The sequence below is a fragment of the Hazenella coriacea genome (assembly GCF_004341825.1).
Classification (GTDB): domain Bacteria; phylum Bacillota; class Bacilli; order Thermoactinomycetales; family Thermoactinomycetaceae; genus Hazenella; species Hazenella coriacea.
Genome location: NZ_SMAG01000003.1, coordinates 353,644 through 372,524, shown reverse-complemented (window position 1 = coordinate 372,524; position 18,881 = coordinate 353,644). Strand labels below are relative to the sequence as shown.

At 38.9% G+C, this 18,881-nt stretch carries 21 protein-coding genes, 1 pseudogene and 1 CRISPR repeat array; of the genes and pseudogenes, 11 read left to right on the top strand and 11 right to left on the bottom strand.

The window, feature by feature from the left end:
- Nucleotides 1–139: 139 nt before the first annotated feature.
- A CRISPR array of direct repeats spans nt 140–564; the repeat unit is 30 nt.
- Between the two features lie 280 nt (nt 565–844).
- The 3 genes and pseudogenes from cotJC to EDD58_RS07920 form a co-directional block, all read right to left on the bottom strand.
- Nucleotides 845–1,081, bottom strand: a pseudogene (gene cotJC / locus EDD58_RS07930) (spore coat protein CotJC); the annotation flags it as partial.
- Between the two features lie 15 nt (nt 1,082–1,096).
- Nucleotides 1,097–1,351, bottom strand: a complete 255-nt coding sequence (locus tag EDD58_RS07925) for a spore coat protein CotJB (RefSeq protein WP_131924322.1) — start codon at nt 1,349–1,351, stop codon at nt 1,097–1,099.
- A 5-nt stretch (nt 1,352–1,356) separates the two neighbouring features.
- The gene (locus tag EDD58_RS07920) at nt 1,357–1,626 is read right to left on the bottom strand and encodes a spore coat associated protein CotJA (protein WP_131924321.1); all 270 of its coding nucleotides are present in this window, start codon (nt 1,624–1,626) and stop codon (nt 1,357–1,359) included.
- 215 nt (nt 1,627–1,841) lie between these two features.
- Here EDD58_RS07920 and EDD58_RS07915 point away from each other — a divergent pair, with 215 nt between their 5' ends.
- From EDD58_RS07915 to EDD58_RS07900, 4 genes are all read left to right on the top strand, one after another.
- Nucleotides 1,842–2,063: an alpha/beta-type small acid-soluble spore protein gene (locus tag EDD58_RS07915; RefSeq protein ID WP_131924320.1), complete on the top strand. Its 222-nt coding sequence runs from the start codon at nt 1,842–1,844 to the stop codon at nt 2,061–2,063.
- Between the two features lie 130 nt (nt 2,064–2,193).
- Nucleotides 2,194–3,750 carry an acetate--CoA ligase gene (locus EDD58_RS07910; protein WP_131924319.1) on the top strand — a complete coding sequence of 519 codons (1,557 nt, stop codon included), beginning with the start codon at nt 2,194–2,196 and terminating at the stop codon, nt 3,748–3,750.
- A 68-nt stretch (nt 3,751–3,818) separates the two neighbouring features.
- Nucleotides 3,819–4,370 carry a hypothetical protein gene (locus EDD58_RS07905; RefSeq protein WP_131924318.1) on the top strand — a complete coding sequence of 184 codons (552 nt, stop codon included), beginning with the start codon at nt 3,819–3,821 and terminating at the stop codon, nt 4,368–4,370.
- Nucleotides 4,371–4,520: 150 nt separating this feature from the next.
- On the top strand, nt 4,521–4,874 hold the full coding sequence (locus EDD58_RS07900; RefSeq protein WP_131924317.1) for a hypothetical protein: 354 nt from the start codon (nt 4,521–4,523) through the stop codon (nt 4,872–4,874).
- A gap of 112 nt (nt 4,875–4,986) precedes the next feature.
- Here the strand turns inward: EDD58_RS07900 and EDD58_RS07895 are convergent, their stop codons facing one another.
- Entirely contained in the window at nt 4,987–5,397 is a 411-nt protein-coding gene (locus EDD58_RS07895) for a hypothetical protein (RefSeq protein WP_131924316.1), read from the bottom strand.
- Nucleotides 5,398–5,478: 81 nt separating this feature from the next.
- Here EDD58_RS07895 and EDD58_RS07890 point away from each other — a divergent pair, with 81 nt between their 5' ends.
- Nucleotides 5,479–6,606: a S8 family peptidase gene (locus EDD58_RS07890; RefSeq protein ID WP_131924315.1), complete on the top strand. Its 1,128-nt coding sequence runs from the start codon at nt 5,479–5,481 to the stop codon at nt 6,604–6,606.
- On the opposite strand, the gene EDD58_RS07885 is transcribed toward EDD58_RS07890, so the two are convergent.
- Entirely contained in the window at nt 6,598–7,908 is a 1,311-nt protein-coding gene (locus EDD58_RS07885; protein ID WP_131924314.1) for a S8 family peptidase, read from the bottom strand. The two genes, EDD58_RS07890 and EDD58_RS07885, sit on opposite strands and share 9 nt — an antisense overlap.
- Before the next feature lie 316 nt (nt 7,909–8,224).
- On the opposite strand from EDD58_RS07885, the gene EDD58_RS07880 reads away from it, so the two are divergent.
- Both EDD58_RS07880 and EDD58_RS07875 read left to right on the top strand, forming a co-directional pair.
- Complete coding sequence (locus tag EDD58_RS07880) at nt 8,225–10,111, top strand: peptidoglycan D,D-transpeptidase FtsI family protein (protein WP_243648688.1); 1,887 nt, start codon at nt 8,225–8,227, stop codon at nt 10,109–10,111.
- A gap of 11 nt (nt 10,112–10,122) precedes the next feature.
- Nucleotides 10,123–10,743 (top strand): DUF502 domain-containing protein, encoded by a 621-nt coding sequence (locus EDD58_RS07875; RefSeq protein WP_131924312.1) that lies wholly within the window; start codon nt 10,123–10,125, stop codon nt 10,741–10,743.
- Nucleotides 10,744–10,749: 6 nt separating this feature from the next.
- Here EDD58_RS07875 and EDD58_RS07870 read toward each other — a convergent pair whose 3' ends face one another.
- A complete protein-coding gene (locus EDD58_RS07870) occupies nt 10,750–10,965 on the bottom strand; it encodes a gamma-type small acid-soluble spore protein (protein WP_131924311.1) in 216 nt (71 codons plus the stop codon).
- Nucleotides 10,966–11,055: 90 nt separating this feature from the next.
- Here EDD58_RS07870 and asd point away from each other — a divergent pair, with 90 nt between their 5' ends.
- The 3 genes from asd (at nt 11,056) to EDD58_RS07855 (ending at nt 13,998) form a co-directional block, all read left to right on the top strand.
- Nucleotides 11,056–11,913, top strand: coding sequence for an archaetidylserine decarboxylase (asd, locus tag EDD58_RS07865; protein WP_131924310.1), 858 nt, complete (start codon nt 11,056–11,058; stop codon nt 11,911–11,913).
- Nucleotides 11,914–11,915: 2 nt separating this feature from the next.
- Entirely contained in the window at nt 11,916–12,515 is a 600-nt protein-coding gene (locus EDD58_RS07860; protein WP_131924309.1) for a rhomboid family intramembrane serine protease, read from the top strand.
- A 112-nt stretch (nt 12,516–12,627) separates the two neighbouring features.
- Nucleotides 12,628–13,998, top strand: coding sequence for an MFS transporter (locus EDD58_RS07855; protein WP_207903274.1), 1,371 nt, complete (start codon nt 12,628–12,630; stop codon nt 13,996–13,998).
- A 38-nt stretch (nt 13,999–14,036) separates the two neighbouring features.
- Here EDD58_RS07855 and EDD58_RS07850 read toward each other — a convergent pair whose 3' ends face one another.
- Nucleotides 14,037–14,363, bottom strand: coding sequence for a DUF4870 domain-containing protein (locus tag EDD58_RS07850; protein ID WP_131924307.1), 327 nt, complete (start codon nt 14,361–14,363; stop codon nt 14,037–14,039).
- A 142-nt stretch (nt 14,364–14,505) separates the two neighbouring features.
- Nucleotides 14,506–14,847: a DUF4870 domain-containing protein gene (locus EDD58_RS07845; protein ID WP_131924306.1), complete on the bottom strand. Its 342-nt coding sequence runs from the start codon at nt 14,845–14,847 to the stop codon at nt 14,506–14,508.
- Nucleotides 14,848–15,224: 377 nt separating this feature from the next.
- On the opposite strand from EDD58_RS07845, the gene EDD58_RS07840 reads away from it, so the two are divergent.
- A complete protein-coding gene (locus EDD58_RS07840; RefSeq protein WP_131924305.1) occupies nt 15,225–16,583 on the top strand; it encodes an aldehyde dehydrogenase in 1,359 nt (452 codons plus the stop codon).
- 55 nt (nt 16,584–16,638) lie between these two features.
- Here EDD58_RS07840 and EDD58_RS07835 read toward each other — a convergent pair whose 3' ends face one another.
- From EDD58_RS07835 to EDD58_RS07825, 3 genes are read right to left on the bottom strand one after another with little or no spacing between them, the layout of a single operon-like run.
- Nucleotides 16,639–17,475 carry a sulfurtransferase gene (locus EDD58_RS07835; RefSeq protein ID WP_131924304.1) on the bottom strand — a complete coding sequence of 279 codons (837 nt, stop codon included), beginning with the start codon at nt 17,473–17,475 and terminating at the stop codon, nt 16,639–16,641.
- Nucleotides 17,468–17,887, bottom strand: a complete 420-nt coding sequence (locus tag EDD58_RS07830) for a VanZ family protein (RefSeq protein WP_131924303.1) — start codon at nt 17,885–17,887, stop codon at nt 17,468–17,470. The genes EDD58_RS07835 and EDD58_RS07830 overlap by 8 nt, the downstream gene beginning before the upstream one ends.
- 33 nt (nt 17,888–17,920) lie before the next feature.
- Complete coding sequence (locus tag EDD58_RS07825; protein ID WP_131924302.1) at nt 17,921–18,808, bottom strand: metal-dependent hydrolase; 888 nt, start codon at nt 18,806–18,808, stop codon at nt 17,921–17,923.
- Nucleotides 18,809–18,881 lie beyond the last annotated feature (73 nt).

Here is an 18,881-nt window from a genome sequence, read left to right as displayed (position 1 = left end):
GTATTGATATCACACTACTTTCTCAGATTTCTCCCATCAATTTCTAAAAAAGGACAACCACTTGGAGAAAAACGCCTCTAACCCTTGATACACATGTATATATGTAGTAAGTTTGAAATGATAAAGCCTATAGTGACTGGGTAGAACAATAACATTGGATGTATTTAAATAACCTGAGCCTTTTCCGATGCCTTCAAATCAACTTTGTAGAACAATAACATTGGATGTATTTAAATTTTGTTATATATCATATCACAATAAAAACCCCCATTGTAGAACAATAACATTGGATGTATTTAAATAACTGGGATATTCATAATCCCAAGGTAGTCCACGAGTAGAACAATAACATTGGATGTATTTAAATTCATCAAGCTCATTCTTTTTCTTTAAGCTATTTATTTGTAGAACAATAACATTGGATGTATTTAAATATATGAAATCGAAAGGAATGATCGACTGATGCAGAAGTAGAACAATAACATTGGATGTATTTAAATCAGTTATCGCAGTAACAATAAAAATTGTTGTAATGTAGAACAACAACAGTAGTTGTATTTAAATCCTCCAGAAGATTTGTTTTATTTTGTCTATGGCTTGGTAGAACAACAACATTGGATGTATTAAATATACTTAAAAGTTTTTTCCTTAAGTTTGGTGAGGATTACTCAGAATCGATTTAGGGGCTAAATAGCACAATAGAAAGAAGATAATAGCTGAAATCAAGACATAAGATCGGCATTCATTTCCTCTACTCCATTAAATTAGCCCACCAATTGACTGATGGGCTAATTTGCTTTTTCCAATCATGATCCCACCTTTTTAGGGATAGATATAATAACATGGTTAATTTGTATACCATTGTTGCGATCATTTCTAGGTGGGCAAATTCTTCGGTGCCAATATCTGTAAGCAATCCTTTTACCTTATCTGGAAGTGTATATCTTTGATTCAAATAACGCAGGGCGGCAGCAAGTTCCCCATCAGCTCCCCCGTACTGTTCAATTAAATACTTAGCTAAACGTGGATTACACTTACTTACTCGAACAGGATATTGAAGCTTTTTTTCATAAACCCACATCGTCTTATTGCCTCCTCACATCTCCCATGGCCAAGGTCCTTCTGACCATCCTTTTGGGTATCGATTTTTGCTAAGTCCATAGTTGTATAAAGGCCCATATTTAGATTCATACTTTTCACGAATTTGTTCTCGTTTTTGTGATAAGTGGTTAAACTGTTGTAATGCTTTAAGATCGTTAGGATGCGTGTCTAAATACAAATTTAGTTCTAAAAGGACAAAATCCACTTCCTGTAGCTTGCGTAGTAAACGAAATTGACTTTTGCCTCCCATTCGTTTCACTCCCCTTTAATGTCTGATCGTTTGTGATAGGGACTGTATAAAATGGGCCAAAGGGTTCCATGGTATAGTGCAGCCTCAAGTGGATATTGTGGCAGGTTAGGAGGTTGAAATCCTAAATATTGATTAGGTGGAACTACATAATATTTGGCTTTCATCGGAGGACAGGGATCATAAGGGCTTATATATGGAAACCATACTCGGTACTGGTGCTTAAAAGGATTAGGTGCAGACTTTACTTTATTCAATACAGGACACCATCCTTTCATAAGGTTCTTAGGCAAAATCTTTTCTAAACTATATGAGGAGAAAAAGGATTTATTCATGTTGAGGATTGTTTATCCAAAAAGCAATCTTAAATGGCAATAGGTATATCAAAGAAGAATGCTTCTCTTTTCATCCATTGGTACCAATATTTCCTACACATGAAAAGATGATCTCGGCACATCATAAGGATACAAACTTACAAGGAGGTGAACAACACATGCAACAATCAGCTAACAACCGTGAGCGTAACACGAACCAATTGTTAGTTGCGGGAGCTGCTCAAGCGATCGATCAATTGAAATACGAAATCGCACAAGAATTCGGTGTTCAATTGGGTCCTGACACAACTTCTCGTGCTAACGGTTCTGTGGGAGGAGAAATCACCAAGCGTCTTGTAGCTTTAGCAGAACAACAACTTGGTGGATCTGTCATCCAGTAATTATTCCAACTAAATACTTGGTTAATGAGCAGTGGCTAATATTGCCACTGCTTATTCATTTTTTTATAGAAGGAAAATAAGAGGTATTTAAAGAATAATTATTCACATAAATTCAAAAGGGGTGTATTGAATGAATACTTACTACAATATGTGTCATGACATTGATCGTTATGCTGATTCGAGTCGGATTGCCATTCATTGGATGAATCAAGTAGGTGATCAACAGATTCTTACATATCAACAATTAAAGGAAAAATCTGATGAGCTAGCTAAAGGTTTTGTGGAGCAAGGTCTTCAAAAAGGAGATCGAGTGATGATTCTCCTTTCTCGGATCCCTGAGGCGTATGTGACTTACATGGCTTGTTTAAAAGCTGGTTTAGTTCTTTTGCCGGGTTCTGAAATGTTACAAATATCAGATATAAATTATCGCCTTTCACATGCTCATGTGAAAGCAGTCATTGCGGATGAATCCCTTGTAGATCGAGTGAATAAAGCTATGGATGGATTAAACAGTGTAACTCACCGCATCGTTTATGGAGCGGCAGAGTCATGGATCAGCTTAAATAGGATTGTAGGAGATCCTAATACAGTCTTACCACAAACAAAGGCCGATGATATTGCATTTATCTCCTACACTTCAGGAACAACAGGTGGTCCTAAAGGAGTGATTCACCATCACCAGTGGGCGGTTGCTCACCAAGAGACGACTAAGTACTGGCTTGATATTCAGGATGGTGATCGGGTTTGGGCAACTGCAGGACCTGGTTGGGCGAAATGGATTTGGAGTCCTTTTATCTCCACTTTAGGGGCAGGTGCTACGGCTTTTGTATATCATGGGTCTTTTCAGGCAGAAACATACTTAACCTTGTTACAGGATCAAAAAATAAATGTTCTTTGCTGTACCCCGACAGAGTACCGTTTAATGGCGAAGACAGAGCAACTGAACCGTTTTGACCTATCTCCACTACGGAGTGCGGTAAGTGCTGGAGAACCATTAAATCGTGAGGTTATTGATACCTTTAAAAAATACTTTAAAGTAACAGTACGTGATGGTTACGGACAAACAGAAAACACCTTACTCGTAGCTACGCTCAAGGATATGGAGCCAAAAGCAGGATCAATGGGTAAGCCGACTCCAAGTAATCGTGTATCATTGGTAGACGATGAAGGAAATGAAGTTCCGCAAGGAACCGTGGGACATATTGCTGTTCATGAATCTTCTCCAGCTCTTTTCAAAGGATATTATCTTGATGATGAACGAACAAAAGCTGCTTTTCGGGGAGACTGGTATTTAACGGGGGATCGTGCACGGATGGATGAAGAGGGTTATTTTTGGTTTGAAGGTCGGTCTGATGATATTATTATTAGTTCAGGGTATACGATTGGACCTTTCGAAGTCGAAGATGCGTTGGTCAAACACCCCAAAGTAAAAGAGTGTGCGGTGGTTGCAAGTCCAGATCCCATTCGTGGCTCAATCGTGAAAGCTTTTGTAGTACTGAAAGAAAACATTCCATCTTCAGATGAACTGGTGACTGAATTACAGAATCATACGAAAGTGGTTACCGCTCCTTATAAGTATCCGAGGGAGATTGAATTTGTCAATCAATTGCCAAAAACCACGAGTGGCAAGATTAGACGCATCGAATTAAGAGAGATGGAGAAGGCACGGAAACAGTCGATGTCTTGAATGTTTGAATCGCCTTCGATATAATTGATGCGACTTGCATGACTTGCATCGGCGAAGGAGCTATTATTATGAAAGTATTTCCTCATGGTAGTAATGTGAACTTCCAAACATCCACTCGAGAAATGTTTGATTCTCATTTGGAGCAACTTTTACAAAGATATATGGAAGGTAAGCAAATATTGTTTGGCACGATTGATGTAAATAATGATGAATTACGGATATATGGAACTGCAACATCAGTAAGGATCAATAATGAAAACAAAGAGTGTGAGTTTCAATACCAGTTGAATGATGATTCTCATCAATCGGGTCAGATCTCTGTTTCTTTTGATGAGTTATTAATTAGTCATGAAGCCAGTTTTGATCTCTTAGATGAAGATCATGGTACAGTTCCTTACAAAGTGATTTATGTAACGTTTGAAAACCCAGAGACAGGTGAAGAGACGACTTACTTCTTTGCAGATGAAAAAGGAGTTTCTCAGCCGCTCTCTTGCGTAGTTGAATTTTGGAGCCAAGTTTCAGAAGTTGGAAGAGATGTTAACTTTGAATTAACTGGCTGTACAGCTAATGAATTTAGTCGCTTATTAAAACAGAAAAAAAATAGTTGTTGCAACGACTAGTTGCCATTTTAAAAAAGGTAGAAGCGATAGGGGCTTCTGCCTTTTTTTGTTGGCTTGGGTATTTACCAGATACAGGGTGGTATCTATGTACATACAACTAAGGATAAGCAACCTGATCTTGTCATGTAGGCAGTAAGGAGGTATGAAGATATGGAAGAAAAGGCAAAGAAGCCATCCAAAAAGGATTTTGCAGATTTAATCAATCGTTTTACAGGCGAAAATACCATGACAGAAGAGAAAATCGATCAGTTTTTAACAGGTGCTAAAAAGTCATACAAAAATAAAGGAATGAATGGCTTTTTTGACTATATTCGGAAAGTTACCCAAGCACCCATCTCCAACGAAATGATGGAATCGATTTTAAATCAAATGAGATCACCACAAGGAACGCAACAATTACTGAAAGATTACAAAATTCCTTTGGATCTTCCTAACTCTGCGGATAAAAGTTACCCTAAACGCCCATTACAAAAAAGAACATTAAGAAAAAAAGGAAAACGATAATTGATAAACAGTAGATATAATTTCCCCAGAGTCTGATTTTTCTTCGTTGTTCTTACTCTTTTGTGCAAGAAGTCCTTGGAAAAATAGGCTCTGGGGAAGCAACTTTAACTTCTTAGCTTTTTGACTTAAACACTTCCTTCACTATCTCTTTCATAGCTGGAGAGTTAAATAAATCATAAAAACTATCTCCAGTTAACTTGGGAGTAGCAGGAGAGTTTCCCCCACCTGTTTTTCCTGTTGAAGGAGGTGGAGACGCTTTTTTTTGTTGCGATTCATTTAGTTTAGCTAAGGATTCAATCAGCTTTTTTAAGCCCTCCTGATCTTTAAATGCAAAGTTGAGAGAGTTCATCGCTTGCATTAATTGGTCAACTTGATTAGATCGTTTGGAAATTTCATTGGTGAACTTTCTGACCTGATCGATATATGAGGTTGGTGAAGGTAAAGCTTGCTGTGACTTTTGTGAATCGGCTGTAAGAAACATCTTGGGTAAAGAGGTTGGGCGCACATTTTTGGGTTTTTTCACTGTATATCCCTCCTTCGTAATTGCCCATAGTTCTTAAATATTCAACTCTACATGATTGAGTGAAGATGGGAGTGATAACAGATGGTAAGTTCTGAGTGGCAACTCCCTATTACCATGAGCTGGATGAAGCGGAAAAAGAAAATACGCCAAATCTTTTATTTGAGGAATGGAATTAGAGTGAATCGCTATCTTCAAGATATGAAAAGATCTGGAGTACAACCGATCCGCTATTTAAATCAATTGGGAATGATTATAGGAGAGTATGAACAAGAGTTAGCCTATCAAGGACTGAAAGGGCATCCAGATGTGGAATATACAGAGCCTGATATACGTGTGAAAATAACTGAGCCTTATCTCGGTAAACTAACCCCACAAATAGGAAAATCAATCCCTTGGGGGATCCAATTTATCGATGCAATCAAAGCTTGGCCTAAAACGAAAGGGAAAGGCATTCGTGTTGCTATTATCGATACAGGGATTGCGAATGACCATCCAGCGATTCGGGATCGTTATCGAGGTGGTGTGAACGTTTTATCCCCTTACTTTACTCCTCATGATTATAATGGTCATGGGACTCATGTAGCAGGTATTATCGCTGGATATGCGACAGAACTAGGAGTGATTGGTGTTGCTCCACGAACACATCTATATGCGGTAAAGGCATTTAATCGGAAAGGAAGTGCTAACCTATCCGATTTGCTTAGTGCGATTAATTGGTGTATTGAAAATAAAATGCATGTAGTCAATATGAGTTTTGGTATGGAGAATGTGAGTGAGTCGCTTCGCCATGCCGTGCAAATCGCACATCAAAAAGGGATTGTTATGGTAGCAGCTACAGGAAATCGCGGGCTTTCTTCACAGATTGATTATCCAGCTAGATATCCAGAGACCATTGCTGTAACATCGATCTCTAAAGATGGAATGATTTCTTCTTTTAGTAATATGGGTAAAGGTGTTGATCTAGCAGCACCAGGGGATAAAATCTTGTCTGCTTGGTTAAATCATTCTCGTCGTGAGATGAGTGGAACTTCAATGGCAGTTCCTCATGTTTCTGGGGTAGTCGCTCTGTTACTATACTTAAACCGAAAACTAAATCCAGAACAGATTCGCTATATTTTGAGCCAATCTTCCAGTCGTATGAAGGTAGCTGGTAATATTGGTGTCCTCAATGCCTATCAAGCGATTCGATCCTATGAACGGTTACAATGAAGAATTTTTTATAAAAAAAGCTCGGCGAATATCGAGTTGTCCTTTTCCTTGAGATGTTTCTAGATCATCTAAAGATCTTGCTGATTTTATGAGTTTTTCTTTTACTTGATTTGGAGTCAAGGAAGGGTTTTCAGTGAGGAGTATTGCGATCGCCCCTGCTACCAGTGGTGTAGCCATAGAAGTGCCTGACATCACAAAATAGTGACCATCCACGCGGTTTTTATGCATGGTATAGTCTAAAAATGAACATTTGCTACGAAGAGAAGTAATATTGGTGCCTGGAGCAACAAGATCAGGCTTAATCAGCCCTTCTGCGGTAGGACCACGACTGGAAAAGGTAGCGACTTGATCATCGGTGGGGTGAGTAGTATTTCGATCATCAGAGGCACCAACCGTAAGGATAAGTGGATGGTGACCAGGGCTGGAGATCGTCTGTGGATCTGGACCTGCATTACCAGCTGCGGCTACTACGATGATCCCTGCTTTCCAAGCAAGTTCAACGATCTGACAGATAGGATCGTCTTGATATGGAAGTGTGGCTTCAGTACCTAATGATAGTGAGATGATTCTAATATTATATTTGTCTTTATTTTTTATACACCATTCAATTCCAGAGATAACTTTTGAAAGTGACCCTTCTCCAAATCTACCCAATACTTTGACACCCACTACCTGAGCCTTTGGAGCTGTGCCTCGATAGCGACCTTGTGAAAGCTTTCCATCTCCAACTGCACACCCCGCACAATGGGTTCCGTGTCCATTATCATCATAAGGTTTTTTTTTGTGATTGACGAAATCGACAAAGGCAGTGAGTCGATCAGAGAGATCTGGATGAGGGTGAATACCTGTATCTATAATTGCAATAGTTGTGCCTTGGCCTTCATTGCCCTCTTTCCAGAAATGGGGTGCTGACACTGTTGGAGAAGCGACATCTAGGCAAGTGGTTACAGTGCGATCTAAATAAATTTTTTTCACTTCGGATAGTTGTAGCAGCTGTGGAAGTTGGGAAAGAGATACAGGCAAAGAGCAGGTACGGAGCTCCTTAAAGTACTTTTTTATTGAAAACCCTTGAAATTTAAGTGGATTTGAGTTTATTGTCATACTATTTGCTTGAACAGGATCTAACTCTAATTGAACTAACACAGGAATACTTGTCACTCTTTGTAGAGTCATTTCGGTGGCAATTCGAAAAATACGCGGGATCCGGTGAAGAAAACGAAATCGATGCATAAGCATATTTTTGAGGGCAGGGTCCATTTTAGATCCATGATCGATGACCCAACGTGATAAAATGGTAGGCATCTAAACTCTCCTCCTTTTCTAGAAACTACTTTTAGTAGAAATTCTGTTAGATTAGCATATGGTTAATAGAAAAGGGAGGAAACTTCATTTGTCTAGAAATAAAAAAATCCATGAATGACGGGTGAAGTGTGCTCAGCAAAAACTGTTCCAGCTCTATTTTTATGGTAAACTAGAAAGCGAATATTTTATCAATCACCATTTACAACTGAGAGAAAAAGGGTCAGATGAAAAGATGACTTATAATAAAAATAAACACAGATCGGCTCATCATCATGGCCGATTACAGGTGTTTTGGTTTCTTATTTTTTTGTTGTTTGTGCTGATCATTGTACGTGTGAGTTGGATTCAACTAGGAACGGGAGAGCAATATGTACAATTAGCCCAAGAGAATAATTTTAAAGAGATTCCAATTATCGCTCCTCGTGGTAAAATTTTTGATCATCAAGGTAAATCACTAGTTACCAACCAGTCACTTTACACAGCGATTTACTTGGAACCAGATATTAAAAAAGAAGAAAAAATAGCAACCGCTCATCGACTAGCAGAAACTTTACAACTTTCCTATCCCCAAGTAATTGAAAGCATGGATATTGGGATGGATGGTGGTGGGAAATCAACGATACGCAAACAACCTCCGTATGTTCCAAAAAAATTAAAGGATCGCCTTTCTGATCAAGAGGTTGTAAAGATTTCGGAGAACCCTTCTTCTTTCCCAGGTGTTCACGTACTAATTGAACCTTTGCGTCAATATAGAAATGATACATTTGCTGTTCAAACGATTGGTTATGTGCGACCTTTTAGCGGTGCAAAGTCATCGTTGAAAAAATATAAAAACGTGGATCGTTCCTCTTCACATTATTTAGATTGGGAACAAGTTGGGATTGACGGAATTGAGTATAGCTATCACGATACCCTAAAAGGGAAACATGGTTATCAATTGGTTCGTGTTAATTCATCTGGAAAGCTGGTGGATATCTTAAAAGAGGTCCCTCCTCAATCTGGAAAGGACTTGTATTTAACCTTAGATGAGTCGATGCAGCTACAAGCTGAACAATTTACTAAACAGCATTTAGCCGATCTCCAACAGGGAAAAGGGGTTCGTCCTGCCCCATATGCGAAAACCGCTTATGCTGTGGCGATGGAAGTGAAAACAGGTAAAATTCGGGCAATGGTTAGTTATCCAGATTATGATCCAAGTATGTGGAATCGCAAAGTGACTCAAAAGGAGTTAAGCCAATTAAGTTTTGTGATGAGAAATGGAACGATTCAAGAGGCGCCATATGATGCAAGAGGATCTAAGGACCCCGAAAAAGAATTTACTAAGCATCCGTTTTCTGTGGTTCCACTTGGTTCAACTTTTAAACCTTTAATGGTGTGGATGGGGTTAGATCAAGGGGTGATTCAACCGCAGACGACATGGTCTGATCCAGGCTCCTATTACTATGCGCCTGCAACACCTCCAGTACGAAATTCAGGTGGTCACAACTATGGAATTCTAACACCAGAAAAAGCACTGCAAAAATCATCAAATACCTATATGGCTTGGATTGCAACAAAGTGGTATCGTCAAGATAAAATGCAAAGTGTTCGCCAATTTCAGCAAATCACTCATGGCTTTGGATTAGGAGTTCCTACAGGTGTTCCACTGAAAGGAGAACAGGATGGATCAGAGGATTACCTGATCATATCGAAGCGAAACTCGGGACTAGGTGCGATGGCTCTGGCATCTTTTGGTCAAGCCCAGCGTTACACGCCGATGCAATTGGCGCAGTTTACAGCTACTCTTGCCAATCACGGAGTACGTTTGCAACCGCAACTAGTGGAGAAAGTGGTAGATCCTGCGACAGGAATAACAACAGTAACTCAACCGAAAGTGTTAAATAAGGTTCCGATGAAACCTGATCATGTTCAAGTGGTTGTTGATGGAATGGTGAAAGTGACTCAACCAGGTGGGACTGCATCTCATTTATTTAACGATTTGCCATTTCCGGTAGCTGCAAAAACAGGAACCTCTGAACAAGATATTCCGGGCAGAGGGAGAGTAGAGAACTCTGTATTTATCGCCTTTGCTCCAGCCAATGATCCACAGATTGCAGTTGCTGTCGTTGTACCAGAAGGAGGGTATGGGGCTGTAGCCGCAGGACCGATTGCTGAGAATTTAATTACCACTTATTATCAAAGATTTATGACGAAACAACCTTGAGGGTGAGGAATATGAAACAGTTGATGCGAAGATTAAGTATTACGTTTCTGAATGGTCTGTTGGTATTGGTTCCAATTGCTGGAACTGTTTATTTGTTGTCTTACTTGTATCAACTGTTGAATGGCTTAGGAAATACATGGTTAAAGCAATTTCCTATTTCTTTAGATTTTCCAGGAATGGGAATACTTACAGTTGTATTGATTGTGTTAGCTATGGGGGTTTTTGCTAGACTATGGATTACTAGACAATTTTTAGTGGCTTTAGAAGCAGTGATTGAACGTATTCCATTTGTAAAGGGGTTATATGGCACCTTAAAAGATACAATCCATTCATTTATTGGAGAGAAGAAATCATTTGATACTGTTGTATTTGTTTCGGTTGCTGATTCTAAACGAATTGGTTTTCTAACTGTGAAGAAGCCAATATTTTCTACAGAAGATGGCAAAGAGTATGTAGGGGTTTATTTTCCGCAAAGTTTACAGGTGTCAGGGGATTTACATTGGTTTGAAAAAGAACGGGTGGAAGTGATTGATCTCTCCGTTGATGAGGCATTGCGACTTGTGATATCGGCTGGAGTAGCAGGTAAGAAAGAGAAAACCCCATCTAACCAACGAGATGGGGCAGAAACTTAATTAGTATTATTGGTTTGCTTGATTGCGGTTCTTTTTAGCCATGGATTGTTGGTTTTGTTTGTTTACCTCTTGAGCGCTCGTTTCGGAAGCAAACTCAGTTTGGTTAGCTGCATTATAGCTTTGGTATCCACCAGCGCTTTGTGCAGCTTGTTGGTTCTGTTGGCGCACTTTTTGTGCATTTGTTCTAGCTTGTTGTGGCAGATCGTTTTTGTTAATAGGCATGATTATCACCTCCCGATCATTATCATGCCCGAGTAAAATTGAATTATTGCAACCGTTTTTTTCCTGTAATTTTATCGTTAAGGAGGAAATATGAAAAAGTCTATTACCCAAAAGATATGGAAATGGATGCCTAAAAAGAGCATGTCTCGAGTCGTAGGACGTTTTGCAAAGCATCCAATTAGTCGGCGAGTGATACCCGTTTACATTAAAATGTATGACATTGATCTTTCGATTGTAAAACGTCCGCTTAGTGAATACGAAAATCTATTGGACTTTTTTATTCGTGAGCTCAAACCAGAGGCAAGACCGATTGCTGTTGATCCACAAGTAGTGATCAGTCCAGTGGATGGAACGATCTCCCAGGCAGGGATGATTGACCAAGGGACTTTGATTCAGGCTAAGGGAGTTTCTTACTCGCTATCGGAATTATTAGGTGAGAATGATACATATATGGAGAAATTTAATGGTGGAAAATTTGTCACGATCTATCTAAGCCCTCGTGACTACCATCGCATCCATATGCCTGTTTCGGGCTGGATCGAAGAATTAACCTATATTCCAGGTGAATTATACCCTGTCAATGAGTTGGGGGTTCGGATCTTTCCTGGTTTATTTGCTCGCAATGAACGAGTGATCTCTTATATTCAATCTTCTTGTGGACAGATGGCTTTGGTTAAAGTAGGAGCTACCAATGTAGGTAGTATTAAAGTGGTTTTTGATGAAAAGATCATTACCAATCCACGAAATCGACAACTTGAAAATCATAAGAAGTACAGCGAATCATATCACTTTCAAAAAGGAGACGAAGTGGGTCGTTTTGAATTTGGTTCCACAGTGATTTTGCTGTTTGAGCCCAATCAAATTGAATGGACGATTGAAGCCGTTTCTGGAACGAAAGTGGTTATGGGGCAAAGTATAGCTCGCGTTTGTACAACTGAGGGGGACTAATTTTGTTTGGACATACGATGATCCCTTTGCGTAAATTTCCACGCTTATTTCCAATAGTAAGTAGCCTGATATTAGTCCAAACTGTATTTTTTATTTCGGTTTTGTTCACTGGACATATGAGTGATCCTCATACATGGGTGCAATATGGAGCCATTGATCATCTGCGAATAGATCAAGGAGAATACTGGAGATTTTTAATATCATTATTCCTTCATGTTAACTTTTTTCAATTTATATTTATTGTTTTCGCCCAGTATATATTAGCACCACAGTTAGAATGGTTATTTGGAAAGTTGCACTTTTTATTGATTTTCCTGCTTACTGGACTTATTGGAAACATCGGAATCATACTTTTTGAAGTGGATGGCATACAAACAGGGGCTAGCTCTGCCATCTATGGATTGTTGGGAGTTTATCTATATCTCTATGCTCGTCGATTAATGGATGTGATGACCGGGAGAGCCTTGTTAATTTTAACGGTTATCAATCTCTTATTTAATTTTAGCTTACTATTTCCTCATTTATTAGCATTATTGGCGGGTTTTCTTTTAGCTGCCATGATTATTATGATGAAACAATTAAATCAGTCAGATGAAGATTAAGGGTTAGTCACTGACACAAACCCCCCTTTTGTTTGCGAACAGAGGGGGGTACTTTAGGGTTAATATTTATAAAATATAAAATTTTTGATTAATTTATAGTGGATTAAAGATTTTGAAGTTAAATCTTTGTGTTTGTGAATTTGCCCCATTGGATAGTAAAAAAAGCTGTTTTGGAAAAGCTATTCGTGGTGAGTTATTTATGCGAATCATGGGAGACATCGATCGTTTGGATCGTGAAGCTTGGCTATTACTGCTTGTGAGTGGTTTATTTGCTACCGCTACGGCACTTTCCAATTCATTTGTCAATGTGTACTTATGGAAAATCAAACAAGACTGGCAGTTGATTAGTTGGTTTAATTTTATGCATTACTTAGTAGGTGCTATGACTTTTATTGTTGCAGGATGGGTAGTGAAACATGTGGATCGTGTTATTGCGATTCGAGTGGGTGTAGCTACTCTGTCTATATTTTATCTCAGTGTGTTGATCCTAGGAACTCACTCTGTCGATTATGTGTCTGGGATTGGGGCATTGTTAGGCTTAGGTGCAGGCTTTTTTTGGTTAGCATTTAATGTCATGTACTTTGAAATCACTGAACGAGAAAATCGCGATGTTTTTAATGGAGTCAACGGATTAATCGGTTCAATTGCTGGAATTACTGCACCTTTTATTTCAGGTTTAGTCATTACCAAAGTAAATCATTTTCTAGGTTATCGAATCATTTTTGGTATTTCTCTAGGTATTTTTTTGGCTGCGGTCGTTGTTAGTTTCTTGTTTAAGCGGAGAATGGCTAAGGGAAGGTTTCAACTAGGATCTATTTTAGCTTTGATCAAAAGCCCTAGAAACCATTGGTTTTGGGTGACAATTGCTATGATTGCTCAAGGGATGCGGGAAGGAGTTTTTGGTTTCCTCATTGGATTATTGGTTTATGTGATGACTCAAAATGAGCTAACACTAGGATCATTTTTTACGATTACATCACTCGTTTCTTTGCTCTCATTTTATTTTGTGGGTCGATTTATGAAGCCAGCACGACGTAATCATTTTATTTTTTTCGGTTCATTAATGATGGGACTGGTTGTTTTACCATTCGTTTTCCAGGTGAGTAGTTGGAGTCTTTTTGTTTTAGGTATTGGAGCTGCATTATTTTATCCTCTCTTTATGTCACCATTAACATCTACTGTTTTTGATGTCATTGGAGAGACAGAGCAAACTGCTCAAAAACGAGTGGAATACGTAGTTTCACGCGAATTAGCTATTAGTTTGGGGAAATTAATCAGCATCGCATTTTTTATTTATTGGGTAGGGGTCTCTCCGAAGATTGAACATATTCGCTGGTTTATTTTGATCGTTGGTTTTAGTCAGATGCTTGCTTGGCTAGCCCAGCGCCATGTACCAATCCTACAACCGCAAAGAGAGAAGGAATCATTGGTATCTAATCAGAAAACGGTTACACATCCTAACGATACCAAACCACAGACATAGGATAAACAGGGTGAGTATGAAATTAAGTACTTGCCCAATTATAATTTTTTGGCCCAGCGAGATGTAAAGGGATAATGAAAGGACTGACCTTCCCATACCTTGATGATTGCGATCAGAATGACAATTGTCCCATATAAAAGTAAAACAGGTACAAGTATAAATCCGATATAAATATGCAATGTCAAAAAGGATGCATACAGTGTCAGATGAAAGGCTAACTGAAAAATGAGAGCCTCTCGAGCATGAAGCCGAATAAAGGGTGACTTTTTATAAAGTAACAAAATCGAAAGTGAAACAATCATTGGGAAGAAAATCCCACTCCCATGACAAAGTATACTTAATCCTTTTTCTTTTGTTGTAACCATCGTCCACCTCACCTTTTATGAAATAAACCATCTTCTCTGCTTTATATTCTACGTATATGTTCGTTTTCCTTGCATAATAAAAAGCATCTACCTGATAATCGTAGATGCTCATCATCTTGCAAAAAGAAGATCGTTAGAGATGTTAAAACTTTTTGGTCCAATCAGAAGTGATCGGATATTGATACATTTGTCCATCTTTTGCTTTTGAAATGGCGATTATTTGACAAATAATGGCGAAGATCGCAACGATGGGCAAGAGAATAAGCCCGATAACGGCAGCTGATAAAATACTTGCGATCACAATGGCAATTACAACTACAATATTGAAGAGCAAAGCTTCTTTTGCATGTTCACGAATAAAGGTGGAATCTTTCTTTAGAATATAAAAAATAACAGGTAGTAGAATGGGGGCAGCCAAAATAAGACTCGCATGACACAGAATAGCAAAAAACTTTTCTTCATTTGAAACGAATGAATGTTCCATCAAATTCCTCCTTTATGTTCTATCCTATTCAAAGGTTATTGTAACATCCCACCATTCATCATTTTTACTTATTTCATAAAAAATCTGCCTCTTGAAATTGAAGTTCAAATGTAATAAGCCCTATTTAAAATAGGGGATTGATGGGACGCATTTAATAATAGGACACTTATAAAAACAATCAGGTTTAGTTTATATCATTTCCAATTATTCGACAAGTTGTTGGATATATTCTTCCCAAATTTGAATATTTTCCGATTGGTAGGATGATAAACTGAAATCATAAGTCCTCATTTTAAAAAATAATATAAAGACTAACAGGTTATGGAGTAGTATTCTAATATAAAGAAGAAGCATCGTGCCAGGAGGGATGAAATGTGATGGAGATTGTACAGAAACAAAAGGATTTCTTTTATAGCGGAAAAACGAGAGATTACTCTTTTCGAATGCAACGTTTACAACAGCTTAGAGAGGCTATTCAACGATATGAACCCGACATTTTAACAGCCTTGAGGAAAGACTTAAATAAATCTGAGAAGGAAGCTTATATTACAGAGATCGGCTTTTTGCTAGAAGAGATTAAGCATACAATGAAAAACTTGAAGAAATGGATGACTCCTCAAAAAGTAAAAACTCCTCTTACCTTAGTGGGTTCCAAAAGTTATATTTATCCGGAGCCTTATGGGGTATCATTAATCATCGCTCCATGGAATTATCCATTTCAATTGTCGATGGCACCTTTAGTGGGAGCGATTGCGGCAGGAAACTGTGCGGTGATTAAGCCTTCTGAGTATACACCGAACACTTCGAAAATGATGATTCAAATGTTAGAAGGGATCTTTGAAAAAGAGTTTGTCACCATGGTGGAAGGCGATGTTGAGGTCAGTTCGGCTTTACTGGAAGAGCCTTTCGATCATATTTTTTTCACAGGAAGTGTTCCAGTCGGAAAAATCGTGATGGAGAAAGCAGCTAAAACATTAACACCTGTCACGTTAGAGCTGGGTGGGAAAAGCCCTGCGATTGTAGCAGAAGATGCCAACTTGGATCTGGCTGCAAAAAGACTCATTTGGGGTAAATTTGTGAATGCAGGTCAGACATGTGTGGCTCCTGACTATCTATATGTACATAAGGATATAAAAGAGGAGTTACTTGTTAAAATGAAGCAAGTAATCACTTCTTTTTATGGTGATAAACCTTTGGAAAATCCCGATTACGTACGGATTGTTAGTGAAAAACACTTTCATCGTTTGGAGCAATTTATCCAGGATGGTGAGGTGGTAGTCGGGGGGGAAACAGATGCTTCTCGTTGTGTAATTGCTCCCACTTTATTAGAAAATGTGTCATGGGATTCGCCTGTGATGCAAGATGAGATCTTTGGTCCGATCTTACCGATCTTACCATTCACGCAATTGGATGATGTGATTCAGTTGGTTCGAGAACAACCCAAGCCCTTAGCTTTATATTTCTTTTCTGAAAACCCCGCTGTTCAGGAAAAGGTAATTCAATCGATTCCGTTTGGTGGAGGATGTATCAATGATACGCTGGTTCATTTGGCTAGTCCCTATCTTCCATTTGGTGGAGTAGGAACTAGTGGGTTAGGGAACTATCATGGAAAGTTTAGCTTTGAAACCTTTTCCCATCTTAAAAGTATTGTCAAACAAACGACTCGTTTTGATCTTTCCGTTCGTTATCCTTCGAGTAAAGCGGGGGTTAATGGGATCAAAAAATTAATGAAATAGAAAAAAGTGGCGACCCTGTGTTTGGGTCGCCTTCTTTTCTTACTGATTATTTATCTTATTCTTCGCCGCGAGCGATGGGGTTATTAGGATCAGAGATCCAGTCACTCCAACTTCCAGCATATAATTTGACGTTAGAAAAGCCAGCTTCCTTCAATGCTAAAACATTGGGAGTGGCGGTTACTCCTGATCCACAGTAAACAATGATCTCCTCATCTCGAGGAAGATGGGCAAATAGACTTTGTAGTTCCTCTGGGTTCTTCCAAAAACCATCTTCATTCAGAACTTTTTTCCAAAAAGAGTGGATCGCTCCTGGAATGTGACCGGCAACGGGATCGATTGGTTCCATTTCCCCTATGTAGCGTTGATACTCCCGTGAGTCAATAAGCTTTAGATCAGGATCACTTAACTTCCTTTTTAGCTCTTCCATCCGAATTAATATCTGTTCATTTAATTGTGGGACAAATGTGCACGGAGATTTTTGGGGAAGCTCATGAGTAACTGGAAATCCTGCTTGTTTCCAGTGATGAAAACTTCCGTTCAGCACGGAGACTTTTGGATGACCTAAGTATTGGAGTAACCACCAACAACGGGAGGCCATGGAACCACCTTGATTATCATAGATGATGATATGCTTTTGCTTGTTCACACCCAACTCCCCAAGTCGATGGGCTAGGTCTTGTGGATCAGGAAGAGGATGTCTGCCCCCATGAGAACCTATGGAGCCTGATAAATCCTTTTCTAAATCAAGATAATGAGCTCCAGGGATATGTTCTTGTAAATAACCATCTTTCCCTGATGTTGGATGACCAAGTTGGAATCGACAATCAATAATGAGGAGGTTAGGATCGTCCAAGTGTTGCTGTAGCCATTCCATCTCAATTAAACTATGCATGGTCTTCACCCCTTTGATGATGTTTTATTTTCAGATAAACCCAGTCAATCAAATAAAAGAGAATAATCCCACTCAAGTTTGCGGCAATATCTGACAGGCTCATCGTCCGATAAGGTGAAAATGATTGAAGGAACTCTTCAATCATAATAAAGATACTGATCAGAAGAGGTCCGAGAGGGATTTTTACCCAGCCAAGTGAAATCATTTTTCGATTAAATGCGCGGTGAGACAGATAGGAAGCGATCCCAAGTAACATAAAGTGTCCAATGGTATCAAACAGCGGTAAATATTGCAGTTTCACTGGGATTAGTTTCAAATAAGCTAAGGCGAAAACAGTCAACAAAAATAGTATATAACCAATAAAAGCGAACTTCCAGGGCTTATGAGTTGGGGATGTGTTCATTACTTTCATGCTGTCCCTCCAATCATATATGGAACCCTAGGTTTACTCTTGAGCGACAGATTTTTTCTCGATATATTCGTAGAGCATCGATTCACCGTTCCGATAAAAACGTGGATCAAAAATCCCCAGATGCTTGTCATTGTCGACAATTACTACAAACGGCGACCAATCTGAAAGTACTTTTGCTTTTGGATTTTGCTCAAATAAGGGTGTCAGATCGCTTTTTTCATTTGAAGTTAAGGTGAGCTCTAGTTTCGGTTCAGTAAATAAGCTATCTGAATAAATTTCTATTTGGTCGTCCTTTTTCCCAATCACTTTATAGTGCCATGGAATAAATGAAGCGGCTAATTCGGTTTGATCATAGCGATCTTGGGCTTGAGATTCAATAATCAACCCTTGTGTAGTTTGGATCGAAAAATGAAGCAACATCGCAAGAGCTATTACCCGAAAGACTTTCGTAGATGCTCCCTGCTTTTTTACTTTTAAGACAATCATTCCGATGAGGAAAATCGACCAAAAAACTAGATCAACGATCGGGATGGTTCCGATCGTGAGCCGGACCGATGAAAAAGGTTCTAAGTATCCTGTTCCCCAAGCATTAAATAAGTCGATGGTATCGTGGATAAAAACAGCTAACATTCCATAATAGAAAAACCTTCGATCTCGTACTTTAAAAATCCAGGAGGCGAGCCAATAGAGGAGAAATCCCCATACAGGAACTAGAAAAATGGAGTGGGTGAGTCCTCGATGCCACATTTGTGACATGATGGCACCTGTTTCGGTAAATCCTGCGATTACATCAATATCGGGAGTTTGGCTACCTACTAAGGCCACTGCAAGCAGTCCTCGTTTGACTTGAACAGGCAAATGCTCCTTATTTATAGCCCCATATAGGGTGATTCCAAATAAACCATGGGTAATCGTATCCAAAGTTAAACCTCACTTTCAGGCCAGTTATGAAGATCACTTACAGTTTTCATTTTATCAAACACTGGGAACTTAA

Excerpts from the sequence above, each read along its gene's own strand:
- EDD58_RS07920 (WP_131924321.1), bottom strand. The coding sequence starts at position 1,626 with ATGAAAGGATGGTGTCCTGTATTGAATAAAGTAAAGTCTGCACCTAAT.
- EDD58_RS07885 (WP_131924314.1), bottom strand. The coding sequence starts at position 7,908 with ATGCCTACCATTTTATCACGTTGGGTCATCGATCATGGATCTAAAATG.
- asd (WP_131924310.1), top strand. The coding sequence starts at position 11,056 with ATGAAAAAGTCTATTACCCAAAAGATATGGAAATGGATGCCTAAAAAG.
- EDD58_RS07830 (WP_131924303.1), bottom strand. The coding sequence starts at position 17,887 with ATGAAAGTAATGAACACATCCCCAACTCATAAGCCCTGGAAGTTCGCT.
- EDD58_RS07890 (WP_131924315.1), top strand. The coding sequence starts at position 5,479 with ATGGTAAGTTCTGAGTGGCAACTCCCTATTACCATGAGCTGGATGAAG.
- EDD58_RS07875 (WP_131924312.1), top strand. The coding sequence starts at position 10,123 with ATGAAACAGTTGATGCGAAGATTAAGTATTACGTTTCTGAATGGTCTG.
- EDD58_RS07915 (WP_131924320.1), top strand. The coding sequence starts at position 1,842 with ATGCAACAATCAGCTAACAACCGTGAGCGTAACACGAACCAATTGTTA.
- EDD58_RS07900 (WP_131924317.1), top strand. The coding sequence starts at position 4,521 with ATGGAAGAAAAGGCAAAGAAGCCATCCAAAAAGGATTTTGCAGATTTA.
- EDD58_RS07840 (WP_131924305.1), top strand. The coding sequence starts at position 15,225 with ATGGAGATTGTACAGAAACAAAAGGATTTCTTTTATAGCGGAAAAACG.
- EDD58_RS07905 (WP_131924318.1), top strand. The coding sequence starts at position 3,819 with ATGAAAGTATTTCCTCATGGTAGTAATGTGAACTTCCAAACATCCACT.
- EDD58_RS07910 (WP_131924319.1), top strand. The coding sequence starts at position 2,194 with ATGAATACTTACTACAATATGTGTCATGACATTGATCGTTATGCTGAT.
- EDD58_RS07870 (WP_131924311.1), bottom strand. The coding sequence starts at position 10,965 with ATGCCTATTAACAAAAACGATCTGCCACAACAAGCTAGAACAAATGCA.
- EDD58_RS07850 (WP_131924307.1), bottom strand. The coding sequence starts at position 14,363 with ATGGTTACAACAAAAGAAAAAGGATTAAGTATACTTTGTCATGGGAGT.
- EDD58_RS07925 (WP_131924322.1), bottom strand. The coding sequence starts at position 1,351 with ATGGGAGGCAAAAGTCAATTTCGTTTACTACGCAAGCTACAGGAAGTG.
- EDD58_RS07845 (WP_131924306.1), bottom strand. The coding sequence starts at position 14,847 with ATGGAACATTCATTCGTTTCAAATGAAGAAAAGTTTTTTGCTATTCTG.
- EDD58_RS07835 (WP_131924304.1), bottom strand. The coding sequence starts at position 17,475 with ATGCATAGTTTAATTGAGATGGAATGGCTACAGCAACACTTGGACGAT.